11 protein-coding genes are annotated in these 13,342 nt (G+C 59.7%); 9 read left to right on the forward strand and 2 right to left on the reverse strand.

Going from position 1 to position 13,342, the window contains the following annotated elements; genetic code table 11:
* Window positions 1-527 precede the first annotated feature (527 nt).
* The 4 genes from proV (at window position 528) to AC1DLV_RS04685 (ending at window position 3,936) form a co-directional block, all read left to right on the forward strand.
* On the forward strand, window positions 528-1,760 hold the full coding sequence (gene proV / locus AC1DLV_RS04670) for a glycine betaine/L-proline ABC transporter ATP-binding protein ProV (RefSeq protein ID WP_476798402.1): 1,233 nt from the start codon (window positions 528-530) through the stop codon (window positions 1,758-1,760).
* Between the two features lie 22 nt (window positions 1,761-1,782).
* Window positions 1,783-2,661 (forward strand): ABC transporter permease, encoded by an 879-nt coding sequence (locus AC1DLV_RS04675; protein WP_476798403.1) that lies wholly within the window; start codon window positions 1,783-1,785, stop codon window positions 2,659-2,661.
* Window positions 2,662-2,723: 62 nt separating this feature from the next.
* The gene (locus AC1DLV_RS04680) at window positions 2,724-3,590 is read left to right on the forward strand and encodes a glycine betaine ABC transporter substrate-binding protein (RefSeq protein WP_476798523.1); all 867 of its coding nucleotides are present in this window, start codon (window positions 2,724-2,726) and stop codon (window positions 3,588-3,590) included.
* 91 nt (window positions 3,591-3,681) lie between these two features.
* Complete coding sequence (locus AC1DLV_RS04685) at window positions 3,682-3,936, forward strand: helix-turn-helix domain-containing protein (RefSeq protein ID WP_476798404.1); 255 nt, start codon at window positions 3,682-3,684, stop codon at window positions 3,934-3,936.
* Window positions 3,937-4,098: 162 nt separating this feature from the next.
* On the opposite strand, the gene AC1DLV_RS04690 is transcribed toward AC1DLV_RS04685, so the two are convergent.
* Window positions 4,099-4,755 (reverse strand): ANTAR domain-containing response regulator, encoded by a 657-nt coding sequence (locus AC1DLV_RS04690; protein ID WP_476798405.1) that lies wholly within the window; start codon window positions 4,753-4,755, stop codon window positions 4,099-4,101.
* Between the two features lie 89 nt (window positions 4,756-4,844).
* The gene (locus tag AC1DLV_RS04695; RefSeq protein ID WP_476798406.1) at window positions 4,845-6,005 is read right to left on the reverse strand and encodes a transporter substrate-binding domain-containing protein; all 1,161 of its coding nucleotides are present in this window, start codon (window positions 6,003-6,005) and stop codon (window positions 4,845-4,847) included.
* Window positions 6,006-6,610: 605 nt separating this feature from the next.
* On the opposite strand from AC1DLV_RS04695, the gene AC1DLV_RS04700 reads away from it, so the two are divergent.
* The 5 genes from AC1DLV_RS04700 (at window position 6,611) to AC1DLV_RS04720 (ending at window position 13,250) form a co-directional block, all read left to right on the forward strand.
* Window positions 6,611-8,671: a hydantoinase/oxoprolinase family protein gene (locus tag AC1DLV_RS04700; protein ID WP_476798407.1), complete on the forward strand. Its 2,061-nt coding sequence runs from the start codon at window positions 6,611-6,613 to the stop codon at window positions 8,669-8,671.
* A 44-nt stretch (window positions 8,672-8,715) separates the two neighbouring features.
* Window positions 8,716-10,725 (forward strand): hydantoinase B/oxoprolinase family protein, encoded by a 2,010-nt coding sequence (locus tag AC1DLV_RS04705; protein WP_476798408.1) that lies wholly within the window; start codon window positions 8,716-8,718, stop codon window positions 10,723-10,725.
* Window positions 10,726-10,816: 91 nt separating this feature from the next.
* Entirely contained in the window at window positions 10,817-12,160 is a 1,344-nt protein-coding gene (locus AC1DLV_RS04710; protein WP_476798409.1) for a purine-cytosine permease family protein, read from the forward strand.
* 116 nt (window positions 12,161-12,276) lie between these two features.
* Window positions 12,277-12,423 carry a hypothetical protein gene (locus tag AC1DLV_RS04715; RefSeq protein WP_476798410.1) on the forward strand — a complete coding sequence of 49 codons (147 nt, stop codon included), beginning with the start codon at window positions 12,277-12,279 and terminating at the stop codon, window positions 12,421-12,423.
* Between the two features lie 257 nt (window positions 12,424-12,680).
* A complete protein-coding gene (locus AC1DLV_RS04720; protein ID WP_476798524.1) occupies window positions 12,681-13,250 on the forward strand; it encodes a helix-turn-helix domain-containing protein in 570 nt (189 codons plus the stop codon).
* Window positions 13,251-13,342: the final 92 nt, after the last annotated feature.

Below are 13,342 nucleotides of genomic sequence, written 5' to 3' on the forward strand. Positions count from 1 at the left end.
ATCACTTTAAGCCTCATTGCGGGCACTTTAGCGAATGGCCTCCAGATCCAAGGCAAAATAGCTCGCCGCAGGCCGTGACGGCGCCGATCCCATTTCGGAGAACATTTTTTGCGCTTGTCCACCGATCCGGCAATTTTCAGGGGGGCGACAATCGGAGCAGGCCAAGACGCGCTTTTACATGGCGTCGGCGGCCAAAATGGCACCCCAATCAGCTCCAAAATGCAGGGCAAATAAGCCGATAGGAACAAAAAGTGGAATTTTTGATGGACTACAGAAGCTATATGTCGTATTAAAGTGGCATCCTTGCGCTTCGGCAATAAATTGTCACTGTAGAAAATTCTATTTCTGCGCGCCGAACAATCCATGACGCTTGTTATAGATGCACTCATCTTGGCAGTGCGGTCTTTAGTTTTTTCGCCTCTGGAAGGGGGGCGAAAGTATTTTCGAACGTGCCTCCATTGGCAGAGGCCTGAGACAACTCACGATAAGGAGAGTGCGTCGGCTATTGAGCTGGCGGCAAATCATTGATGGCAATAGCGACTGAATACGATAACTGCGCGCCCAGCGAGGCGACGAAGATACGGTTGAGGAACGTCCATAAGATCTTCGGGGAACAGCCCCGGAAGGCCCTCGAACTGCTCCGCTCGGGTAAGGACAAGGCCGAAATCCATCGGACAACCGGCTGCTCCATTGGCGTCAACGACGCTAGCCTTGATATCAAGGCAGGAGAGATCTTCGTGATCATGGGCCTGTCCGGATCCGGCAAATCAACCCTTCTGCGCCTGCTGAACAGGCTGATAGAGCCGACATCCGGCTCAATCGAGATTGACGGCCACGACATTACGAAGATGTCGCGTAGGGCGCTCATTGACCTCCGCCGCAGGGACATCAGCATGGTGTTCCAATCCTTCGCGCTTCTTCCAAACCGTAACGTCCTAGACAACGCCGCCTTCGGACTGGAAGTGGCCGGAGTTGGGGCGGCCGAACGCCAGATCAACGCCATGGCAGCGCTCAAGGCCGTGGGGCTGGATGGCTATGGCGATAGCCGGACGGATGAGCTCTCCGGCGGCATGAAGCAGCGAGTGGGGCTTGCTAGAGCGCTGGCCAGCGAACCGACCATTTTGCTTATGGATGAGGCTTTTTCGGCGCTTGACCCGCTGATCCGCACAGAGATGCAGGACGAACTGGTTCGGCTGCAATCCGAGCACACCCGCACCATCGTTTTTGTAAGCCACGACCTCGATGAAGCGATGCGAATTGGCGACCGTATTTGCATCATGCAAAACGGGAATGTCATCCAGGTTGGCACGCCCGATGAAATCGTCGGCAATCCCGCCAATGATTACGTCCGCTCGTTTTTTCGCAATGTCGACGTCTCACAGGTTTTCAAAGCGGGCGATGTAGCCCGCAAGACACAGCTCACAATCATAGAACGTCAGGGTGTTTCAGCTGCGGCAGCGTTGGAACAGATGAAAAGTCATGACCGGGAGTATGCCATTGTTGTGGGGCGCGACAAAAAATATCTCGGAATTGTCAGCCGGGCGTCGCTGATGGAGAAGGTCCGCTCCAAGGATGCGGACTCGTATCGCAAGGCGTTCCTTTCAGAGGCGGTGCCAATCCTGGCCAGCGAGCAGCTTTCCAGCGTTCTTGGAACTGTGGCGGCCACCGAATGGCCCGTACCCGTAGTGGACGACGAACACCACTATGTCGGCGCCATCAGCAAGTCGGCGCTGCTTGAGACGCTCGATCGCGCCAACTGAAACCAGACTTACGGATTAAATCATGTCCTTCGACATCGGCGACGGCATCGACCTGGCCGTCAACTACCTGCTCGACAATTTCGCCCCTGCGCTCGACACGTTCGCAGCGCTGATCGGGTTCGTGACGGGCACCTTACAAAGCGGCCTCCTCGGCATCCCGATGCCGCTCGGGATCGCCATCTTCGTCTTTCTTGCCCTATGGCGCGTCTCGCTCGGCTTTGCGATTTTCACCGGCTTGTCGCTTGCTCTGGTGGGGCAGATGGAGCTTTGGCCGGCAATGATGGAGACCCTGTCATTGGTAATCGCATCGACGATCATTGCGATAATGGTCGGCCTGCCGCTCGGCATCGCAATGGCGCGTCGGGACTCGGTTGCCGCGGTCATCCGCCCGGGGCTGGATCTGATGCAGACCATGCCAGCCTTTGTCTACCTCATTCCTGCGGCAATGTTCTTTGGCCTGGGGGCCGTTCCCGGCACGATAGCGACCGTCATCTTCTCGATGCCTCCGGTCGTGCGCCTAACGAATCTCGGCATCCGTCAGGTGGATGTGGAATTCGTCGAAGCCGGCAACGCATTTGGCTGTACGTCGACCCAACTCCTGCTCAAGGTTCAACTGCCCAACGCGATGCCATCGATCATGGCAGGCATCAACCAGACCATCATGTTGTCATTGTCCATGGTGGTCATCGCTTCGATGATCGGCGCCGGCGGCCTGGGCAATAGGGTTCTGACGGGAATTCAGCGACTTGATGTCGGCACCGGCTTCGAAGGCGGCATCGCCGTCGTCATTCTCGCAGTGATCCTTGACCGGCTCACCCAGAGCCTCGGCAAGCGAGGCGTATCCTGGCGCGTGCTGTCTCCCAGCTTCGCAGCGCGGCAGTCGGTGGTTGCCACCACTTGACCGTTGCACCGCATCAGCGGGCCAGCGGTCCGCTGTTTTCCCAGCCCATAATTGGAGTAGAGATATTGAAGGCCATTGGAACCATCAGCCTTGCTGCCATGCTCATTGGTGGCGCAGCTACCGTAGCAATCGCGCAGGACGCAAAGCCTGTGAAGATCGGCTGGTCGGCATGGTCCGACGCGGAATTCGTTACCAAGCTCGCCGCCAAGATCATCAAGGATGAACTGGGCTACAAGGTCGAGCTTATGCAGACGGATGTGGCACCGCTCTACCAGGGCGTGAGCCGTGGGGATCTCGATGCGATGATGATGGCGTGGCTTCCGCAGACCCATGCCGAGTATTATGGCAAGATTGAAGACAAGGTAGACGTCCTCGGCACAGTCTATGACGGCGCCAGGCTTGGATGGGTCGTCCCGGCCTATATACCGGAAAGCGACATCAGTTCGATCGAGGACCTGAAGAAAGACGAGGTCAAGCAAAAGCTCGACGGTACTGTTCAAGGCATCGATCCCGGTGCTGGGCTTACCCGTCTTTCGGAAAATGCGGTCAAGGACTACAGCCTCGACGGCTACAAGCTGCAGATTTCCAGCGAGGCTGGCATGCTGACGACCGTGGACCGCGCAACCAGGTCTGAGAAGTGGTTCGTCGCGACGGCCTGGAGCCCTCATTGGATGTTCGGCAAGTACGAACTGCGCTACATAGCCGATCCGAAGAAGTCCCTCGGCCAGGCCGAGCATGTCGACATATTGGCTCGCAAGGGTTTCAAGCAGGACAACCCGGAGGTCGCAGGCTTTCTGTCGCGTATGAAGCTGCCCATCGGCGATCTGGAAACCGCAATGTTCCAGGCGCAGGAGACTTCGTATGATGCCGCTGTCGAAAAATACATGGCGGACCATCCTGAACAAGTGAAAGCCTGGACCGGCAAATAGGCGGCAAAAGAGGTCCATGGACTTCAGAAAAGAACCTGGCACCGGTCACGGTGCCAGGAGTGTCGATGGGGTCACGTCGAAGGGAATTCCTATGATTTTCAACGATCACTATCCGGCCAATGCCGTTTTGGACGACACGATTGGCGGACGCATCTCGCTTGCTCGCGATGCTTTGGATGTTTCGGCGCAAAGCATGGCGAAAGTGGTGGGCGTCGAGACGAGTACCTGGTGCGACTGGGAAAATGATCGGGCTGCTCCACGCGCCAATCGCCTGGTGATGATCGCTGGCGTTCTGAGTGTAAGTCTCTCATGGTTGCTCACCGGACGGGGCGCGGGCCCGAGGTAATGGTCGGCGTTGGCCGATGCTCACGACATGAGACGAGCGTCGACGGCGGAGGGAGAGGCTGCCGATCAGCTCGCCCTGAGTCTTGCCGAGCCTGCCCTGCAACTGTTCGCCTGAATAGCACTTACGGTATCGACTCGCTCCAACTCCGACCGAGGCGTGAAATCAGGTGACATCGGCAGCTTGACGCAATGGTAGGTTTAGCAGGTCGCTGGCATTGATGATGGCCAGGGCAATCGCCTCGATGGTGGTGCGCTTGTTCATCGCCTGCTCGCGCAATGTCTCGTATGCGACCTGTTCCGACACCCTGTTGGTGGCCATTAGGATTTCCTTGGCCTTGTCGATATCCCGGTGCGCTTTGAGTTTTGCGGAGAGGCGATCGACACGTGTGCGCAGACGCGCCTCGCGCCGGTGATTGTTGACGCTCAGCAGTATGTTGGCCAGGATTCCGAAAGTCCGGAGCGGTAGGCCGATCACAGCCTGGGCCCGCAGTCGCAGCACCTTCTCGACGATGATCGGGTTCTCGTAGTCGACAATGGCGATCAGCACCGCCGGTGGATCGTCGGCGTTCCAGTTCCATGCGATGTCGCCTTCGACCAGCGGGCGGATGAAGGCAAACACAACGTCGATGTTGGCCGGGATTTCCGCCGGCGGCGGCCAATTGGTCTGGACCTGGCAGCCGATCCGGTTGAGGTGCTGCCAAAGCTCCTCGCCCTCGCTGCTCTTGGGCTGCAGCAAAAGGACTCGGAGCGACCGTATGTCCTTGATCTGGATCGGCGCTGATCCGTCATGCGGCGCCACGTTGGGGCTACGTGATACCATTGTTCCTCATCGCGGCAATGTCATTGCGTTGTTCCAACGCTTGCCCATGGTGTCGTTCGGTTGCTTGGTCCATGCCCCTCGGCATGGGGTCATATCGAATGCATGGCCAGGCGCTCCCCCCATTCCTCGGGGTTGTAGCTGGCGAGATAGGGATCGGGCCGGATGGCCGTTGCCGATTTCGACAGAATCTCGAACTGGCCATCCTCGCGCGCCCGCGCCACCCGCGGCCACACATATGTATGCGCGTTTTCGGGGTCGATCCGGATGCGCCCCTGTGGCGCGTCGAACTCCGCACCGAGAATTGCCGGCCGCAACGCCTCCACATCGTCGGTGTTGGCCTTGCGCAGCGCGTTCGCCACCACGTGAACCTGGAAGTACGCCGCTTCCCAGCACATGTTGGTTACGGCATCGCTACCGAACTTCTTCTTGTAGCGCTCGACGCAGCGTTCGTTCTGCAAGCCCCCGACGGACTGGAAATAGGTGGCGGAAGTGATGTGACCGGCACCTACATCGATGCCCATCGCTTGGATATCGGACTCGCTAGTTGTCAGGCTCGCGATCGGCATCGACTTCGCATCCAGGCCGGCTTCCGCGAAGGCCTGGTAGAAATGGACGATACTTTCTCCGACGAAATTGCAGAAGATCAAATCCGGCTGATTGCGCTTGATGTCGGCAATCAGCGGTTTGTAGGCCGACCGTCTCGCGTCGAGCTTCAGATAGCCTCTGCCGGCAACCTCGCCGCCATGCTTCAGCACCATCTCGTTCATGATGCGGTCGGACTCGCGCGGCCAAATGTAATCCGAGCCGACCATGTAGAAGCGCGTTCCAACATGGTTGAGAAGATGCTCGCCCAGCTGAACGCTGTTCTGGTTTGGTGCCGCACCACAGTAGATGGCATTGCGCGAGTATTCGAAGCCCTCATATTGAGCGGGGTAGCAGAGCAGCCCGTTGCGGTGCTCGACCGCCTTCAGAACGGCCTTGCGCGTGCTTGACATGTAGCAGCCGAAGATGATTCTGACGCCGTCATCGACAAGCAGCCTGTTGGCCAGTCGATTGTAGGCAACAGCGTCGGAACTGGGATCATAAGGGACGGGGACGAGTTCGCGCCCGTTGATGCCGCCGGCGTCGTTGACCTCGTGGATGGCAAACAGCGTCGCATTCAGCATGCTGCGCTCCGTCACCGACGTGACCCCGGTCTGGGAGAACAGCACACCGACCTTGATCGGCTTTTCGGTTCTTGTCGCAATCAATTGCCAACTCCGTCAGATTGTTCATCCGCGAACTCGACACAAAAAAAGCGCCCAGCGCGGGAGAAACCGCAGCAAGCGCCTTTGCTCGACCGACACGAAGACATCGCTGTCCTTACGTAAGTTCTGCATGAAGCGGCGTTGCCAGTCAACACGCTTGAGGCGCCATGCTGACCGGGTTCTGTGCTGCCTACCTACCGGTGTCGAAAAAGGCCGGGCGCAGGCGCGCCGAACTACATAGATCGGCGGCTTTGCTGCGCTTTAGACGCGCCACGTGAATTGCCAGTTGACAGAAAAATTCAAATCCCGGATGGTGATGCCATCACGCCTGCGACGATGCGGGCTGATACCAGAGCAAAAAGGCTCCTGCGGGAAATCTCCGCCGGAGCCTTTTTGCGTTTTATCACCAGTGCGCTGCGCCCGTATTATCTGCGGCTCCGCAGGCAGCAACGACGCTGACAATACCCATTGCCGCCTAGAGCGACGCAAGTCGCTCGCAACCAAAAATCCCTGAGATTCCTGTCGGATCTCAGACGTGCGGAGCTTTGCCAAAACCGATCTGCACGAAGGGAACACAAGACAAACATCAGCCTGAGGAGGAACTGGACGTGAACAAAATAGAGACGTTTGGCACTGCAGTGCGTGTAGCCTGCGATGTTGGCGGCACATTTACCGATGTGTGCATTCTAAACGAGGCTTCTGGCAAGATACACGTCGCCAAGACGCCGACGACGCCGGACCCAATCGACGGCGTACTCAAGGGCATCGAAGCGGGCGGCGTCGCCCTTCGCGACATCATCCTGTTCTCGCACGGCACCACGCTGGCCACCAACGCGCTGATCACTCGCCGCTTTCCGCCCGCCATCATGGTCACGACCAAGGGGTTTCGCGACGTCATCGAAATTCGCCGCGGCACGCGTGACGATCTCTGGGACACTTACAAGGAAATGGCGCCTCCCTACCTGCCGCGCCGTGACCGGCTGGTGGTCACCGAGCGCATCGACTACTCGGGAAAGGTGATCGAAGGCGTCAATGAAGCCGAGGCGCGTGAGCTCGCCCGCGTCATCAGGAAGCGCAACGTCAACAACATTGCCATCTGCTTCGTGAACTCCTTCGTCAATCCGGAGAATGAGCAGCGGATGCGCGACATTCTGCTGGAGGAACTGCCCGGCGTTTCGATTTCGCTGTCGAGCGACATCATGCCGGAGATCTTCGAGCATGAACGCTTCAACACCACTGTCGCCAACACCGTGCTTGGACCGGTCGCCGGACAATATGGCGCCGAGCTCGAAAGCCGCATGCAGGGCGGCGGCTATGCCGGCGATGTGCTGCTGCTCCATTCGGGCGGTGGCGTGATGACCGCCAAGGGCGCCACCAAGTTCGCGGCAAGACTGGCAGCGTCGGGCATCGCTGCCGGCGCGATCGCCAGTCGTTTCATTTCCGAGCTCGCCGGCTACAAGAACTCGATCAGCCTCGACATGGGCGGCACCAGCACCGACATCAGCCTGTGCTCCGACGGCCATCTCCACGTCACCAATGACTGGCATGTGGAATATGGCTACCCGATCCGCTTTCCAAGCATCGAGGTCTTGACCATCGGCGCTGGCGGTGGCTCGCTGGCCTGGCGCGACGCGGCCGGCGCACTTCGCAACGGACCGCAATCCGCGGGCTCGACGCCGGGACCGGTCTGCTACAATCACGGCGGTACGGAGCCGACCAACTGCGATGCCAACGTCTATCTCGGCCGCCTGGGTACCAAGCTTGCCGGCGGCAGGGTCGAACTCGACGTCAAGCTGGCGGAAAGCGCCATCAACCGCGTCATTGCCGAACCATTCGGCATGGATGCGGAACAGGCCGCACTTTCAATCCTCAAGGTTGCGAACGCCAACATGGCGGACGCCGTTCGCCTGGTGTCGCTGCGCAAGGGCTATGACCCGCGCGACTTCGCGCTGGTGGCCTTCGGCGGCGCCGGCGCCCTGCACGGCGTGGCGCTGGCCCGCGATCTCTACATCCCGGTCGTGCTGATCCCGCCAAACCCCGGCGTCACCTCGGCCATGGGCTGCCTGCTCGTCGACATCACCCATGACATCACGCAGATGTACACCGACACGGTCAGCGACATCGACATGGCCGAGCTCAACAGTGCCTTCCGCGTGCTGGAAGAAGACGGCCACGACCGTCTGTTGAGCGAAGACATCTCCCCTGACCAGATGCTGTTCCAGCGCTACATCGACATGCGCTATCTCGGCCAGTGGCGCTCTATGTCGATCCCGGTCAGCGCTGACATCACCAACCTCGACGAGGCCGTCAGGCAGTTCCATGAGGAGCATGGCCGCGAGCACAACTACTCCAGGCCCGACGCTCCGGTCGAGGTGTGCCGTATCCAGGTTAAGGCCACCGGCCTCAACCGCAAGGCGGAGCTGGCGAAGCACGAACTGCGCAAGGCCCCGCTCCCGGTTCCGGTCGGCGAACGCATGGTGCGGTTCGACGAAGCGCCCGAACGGATCAAGACGCCGATCTACGACCGTTCGACCCTGCATGCGGGCGCTATTGTCGTCGGCCCTGCCATCATCGACCAGCTCGACTCCACCATCGTCGTGCCGCCCGGGATCAAGGCCGAAGTGGATGAGTACCTGATCATCAGGATGCACGTTCCGCAGCAATCCTGAACGACGCACCTATCACCACACAAGATTTGAATTGGAGATTGGAAATGGCACCGAAAAAAGATCGCCGTACGCTCGATCCAGTTACCTTTGAAGTTCTGAAGAACGCCTACGTCAACATCGTCGACCAGATGGCGGAGCAGATTCTGCGCACCTGCTACTCGTTCGTCATCTACTCCCGCGACTTCTCCTCGGCACTGTGCGACCCAACCGGGGACACGATCATGCAAGGCAGCGGCGATATCGCCGCTCACGTTGGAACGCTTCACCTGACCGCCAAGGCGGTGATCAAGAAGTTCGGCAACGACGTTCACCCAGGCGACGTCTTTGTCATCAACGACGTCTACCAGGGCGGCACCCACTTCAACGATACGCGCCTGTTTGCGCCGATGTTCTACAAGGGCGAACTGCTTGGCTTTGCTCAAGCCAACGGCCATTGGGCGGATGTCGGCGGCGCCGTCCCCGGCTCATTCAATGTCAACGCGCTTGACCACATGGCCGAAGGCCTGCGCATTACCCCGGTCCGGGTCTACAGCAAAGGCGTCTATCTCTCCGACGTCGCCGAGCTGATCGCCCACAACACGCGCGCGCCCAACGATATCATCGGCGACCTGCAGGCACAGGCGGAAGCCTGCCGCCTGGCGGAGCGCGAGATCCAGCGCCTGTGCGACAAGTATGGCGTCGACACGATCAAGAAGTCGTTCAACGAGGTCCAGGACTATGTCGAGGACATGACGCGCCAGCGCATCTCCGAGCTGCCCGACGGCACCTGGGAAACCATCGACTATATCGACGTCGACCCGGACGAGGGCGAAGGGCTGGTGCCGATCAAGGTCAAGATGACCATCGACGGCGACCGGGTCCATTACGACCTGACCGGGTCTCACCCCAAGACAGTCGGCTCGTTCCTCAACTGCTGCTATGGCGGCGCCTTTGCGGCTGTCGTTGCCGGCACCAAGATGCAATCGCCCGACATTCCGATGAACTCCGGCTTCTACCGGGTAGTGACGGTCGATGCTGGCCCGCTCGGCTCGGTGGTCAACGCCGAATGGCCGACCCCGGTCGCCGGTTTCGCTTCGGGGCCGTTCGAAAAGATCATGAACGCGGTCTTTGAGCTCTGGGCAGAGGTCCTGCCGGAACGCGCCATGGCCTGCACCTTCAATCTCGACTACCTCCTGATCGGAGGCCGCGACACCCGTCACGAAGGCAAGCCCTACTTCATGTGGTACGACTGGATGGTCGGCGGCTGGGGCGCGCGCAACGGCCGTGATGGCTGGGCGGCAACCGGGCCGGTGTTCGGCGTCCAGCTCGGCACCCAGCCCTTCGAAGGCCAGGAGCGGCTGTCGCCCGTGCTAACCACCTGCCACGAGCTGATGGTCGATTCCGGCGGCCCCGGCGAATTCCGCGGCGGCCTCGGCGTCCAGAAGGGCGGCACGCTTTACGCCTGCGAACGCACCGTGGTGTCATATTGTTGCGACCGCGAACGCTCGATCACCTGGGGCCTATGGGGCGGATTGCCGTCCATCCCGCACGGCGTCTGGGTCAATCCCGGCCAGGAAAAGGAGCGTTATCTCGGCTCGCTGTTCTCAGGCGTGCCGCTGCAGCAGGGCGACACCGTGCAGCGGCCCTCGGCCGGCGGCGGCGGCCTTGGCGATCCCCTCAAGCGCGATATACAGAGCGTGCTCAGCGACGTGGTCGAAGGCTATGTCTCGGTTGAGCGGGCAAAGAAGGACTATGGCGTCGTCGTCCATGTCGTCGATCTCGATCTCGACGAATACAAGATCGACGAGAACGCCACGCTCGCCGAACGGGCGCGCATCGGCAGCCACCGCAAGGAATGGCTGAACGAGGACGCCGAAAAGATCGCAGCACTCTATCGCGACAAGAAGCTCAACATGCTCGACCTGATCCGCCAGTACGGCGTCATCGTCGACTGGGGCTCGGGCGAACTTCTTCCCAAGACCACCGCTGAGTTCCGCGAGATGCTGAAGCGGCGGACGGTTCCCTACTGGACGGCATCGGGCCAGGCCGCCAACGCGACCCTGAAGGTCGCCTGATCAAGGGAAGGCAGCAAGCTTTCGCAGGCTTGCTGCCTTCTTCGCTAACGGGGTTTGCATAATCAAAAATCAAAAAATCTGGAGATGAACCATGTCTGGAAGTCTCGATGTCGCAGGGGAATTAGACTATTCGCAAAGGCCTGTGCCGCCCAGTGGCCGCATGCCCAAGCTCAATCTGACGATGGCCTTCTGGGCGATCTGCAGCGCCATGTTCTTTCTCATCATCTCGGCGACGCTCGCCGAGATCTATGGCACAGCGAATACGATCATCGGCTTGATACTGACCGTTATTTCGTACTCCGCCATCAATGCCGTCATCACCAGATACGCGATCAGGACTGGCCTGTCGGTGTCGTTGTTTTCGCGGCTTTTGTTCGGACGCTACGGATCGGCGATCGCTACCTTCATCTATGCGGTCAGCAGCATCTATTACGCCGTGTTCGAAGGCTCGGTCATCGCCACCGCTGCGACTTACTACTTTGAAGGCCTGACCTTCGCTGTCGCCGCTCTCATTGTGTGCATTTACAGCGTGCCGCTGATCCTCGGCAGTGTCCAGCACTGGCTAGACAAGTTCAACGGCTACCTGCTACCGCTCTATCTTCTCGGCCTGGTGGGCACGGTGGTCTACGCCATCTCCCACTACGGCTATTCCAACGCCTGGCTGACCATGACGCCGGAAGGCGGCGCCCCGCCCTATGGCTGGATCAACGTCTTCATCGCCTTCATGGGCGTCTGGTGGATGATGATGTGCACCTTCGACTTCGCCCGCTTCGGCAAGAAGGAGGACGAGACCTACCACGCCGTCTTCAATTTCGGCCTGCCATTCTACACGCTGACCTATTTCGTCAACGGCCTTGTCGGCATCTTCCTGGTGCAGACGATCCCGCTCGAGGGCGCAACCTCGGAAGTGTCGGTCGTCAAGGCGCTGATCGTGATGATGGGCGCGCTCGGCCTGTTGTTCGTCTGGATCAGCCAGACGCGCATCAACACCACCAATTTCTACCTGTCGACAGTCAACATGCAGGCGTTCTTCCGGCTGGTGTTCAAGCTGGAGATGCCGAAATATGTTTGGGCGATCATCGTCGGCGTTATCGTCTACTTCGTGATGCTAGCCAACATCTTCCAGTATCTGCTCGTCGCACTCGCCTATCAGGGCATCTTCGTCGTCGCCTGGGTCGGCGTGGCGCTGGCCTACATATTGTGCGGGCAACATGACGGTACCGGCGAGGAAAGCGCCCGTTCCGACGACGATTTCCCTGCCTACTACGCTCCCGGAATGGTCGCCTGGTTCGGCGCTGTCGCCATCGGCATCATACTGCTCGCCATCCCGAACCTGGAACTGCTCTCGGCGCCCGCGACTGTCACCAGCAGCTTCCTCTTGTTCTGGGCGCTGTCGTCGCGGACGATGGTCGCCAAGGCCGCCTATCAGCGCTGACTGTGCGCTGCCGCCGGATGCCGGCTCCGGCCGGCGTCCGGGAACAAGTGCCGGCGACGATTCTTCGATCTTCAGCAGAACGCACCCATGGCACCACCACGATCTGGAGACGCGCGATGAACCTGCATTCCAAGCTTCGGGCACTCGAGGCGCAAGGACGTAGTATCTGCATCGGTCTGATCGGCGCCGGCAAGTTCGGTTCAATGTTCGTCTCGCAATGCCTGCGGCCCTCCGATGTCGAGCTTCCCATCACAGCCCGGTGATCGAACTCCGCCGAGACATGGAGCGTCCTAATCGCCCACGCGTAAGTCAGATCGCGCAACGGTAAGAGGTCGTGGAGCTGCGGCGGGCAGCGCCATTCCCCGGCATCCATTGAAATCGGAGATTGTAGGTGACAAGAGCAGGAAGCAGGACTTATGTTTCCCCGTATGACCGCGGCCTACTGCAGGTCCCGTGGCCCAATGCGGCAGCCGCCCAGCACTCGGCCGGAAATTTTCTCGAGGTGACGATCGGGCGCGAGGTGAGATCGCACCGCCGGCAACTCGGAATTACCTTGGTCGAGCTAGCGCGGGCGGCAGGCCTTTCGCTCGGCATGATGTCCAAGATCGAAAATGGCATCATATCGGCGTCGCTGTCTACGTTGCAGGCGTTGGCGCAGGCGCTGGGCGTCCCACTTACGGCTCTTTTCCGAACTTTTGACGACGTTCAGCGCGATCCCCTGTTTGTAAGAGCTGGGGTGAAAGAACGCGTGGGCCGGGGTTCACCCAGGCACCAGAATCTCTTTACCTATCTTGGGTTCGCCGCTGCAGAGGTTGTGTTGGAGCCGCAACTTGTCACCCTAACCAAGGCTATGGGCGGTGGCTCACTTTTGCGGCATCCGGGAATGAAACTTGTCTATTTGCTGGAGGGAGAACTCAACTATCGCCACGGAGTAAGACTCTACCACATGGTTCCGGGTGACAGCCTTTTGTTCAATGCAGATGTGATTCACGGCCCTTGTGGGGTGGTTAGGCTACCTGTCCGCTTTCTTTCGTTTCGGTCCTCTCCGCTGAACGGTACCGTGCATAACGATGGTTCGACGACCGGGTAGCTGACAAGTGCGAAACGATGATCGTCAGTTTCGCGAGCGCAGCCAGAGCGGCGATGCGCTGGCGCGCAGCCTAGAGCTGGAGATCGCGGCAA

The organism is Aminobacter sp. 01T433 (assembly GCF_056398585.1).

Bases quoted from the DNA above. Each gene is read 5' to 3' on its own strand.
- proV (WP_476798402.1), top strand. From the start codon at position 528: ATGGCAATAGCGACTGAATACGATAACTGCGCGCCCAGCGAGGCGACG.
- AC1DLV_RS04675 (WP_476798403.1), top strand. From the start codon at position 1,783: ATGTCCTTCGACATCGGCGACGGCATCGACCTGGCCGTCAACTACCTG.
- AC1DLV_RS04685 (WP_476798404.1), top strand. From the start codon at position 3,682: ATGATTTTCAACGATCACTATCCGGCCAATGCCGTTTTGGACGACACG.
- AC1DLV_RS04690 (WP_476798405.1), bottom strand. From the start codon at position 4,755: ATGGTATCACGTAGCCCCAACGTGGCGCCGCATGACGGATCAGCGCCG.
- AC1DLV_RS04705 (WP_476798408.1), top strand. From the start codon at position 8,716: ATGGCACCGAAAAAAGATCGCCGTACGCTCGATCCAGTTACCTTTGAA.
- AC1DLV_RS04710 (WP_476798409.1), top strand. From the start codon at position 10,817: ATGTCTGGAAGTCTCGATGTCGCAGGGGAATTAGACTATTCGCAAAGG.
- AC1DLV_RS04715 (WP_476798410.1), top strand. From the start codon at position 12,277: ATGAACCTGCATTCCAAGCTTCGGGCACTCGAGGCGCAAGGACGTAGT.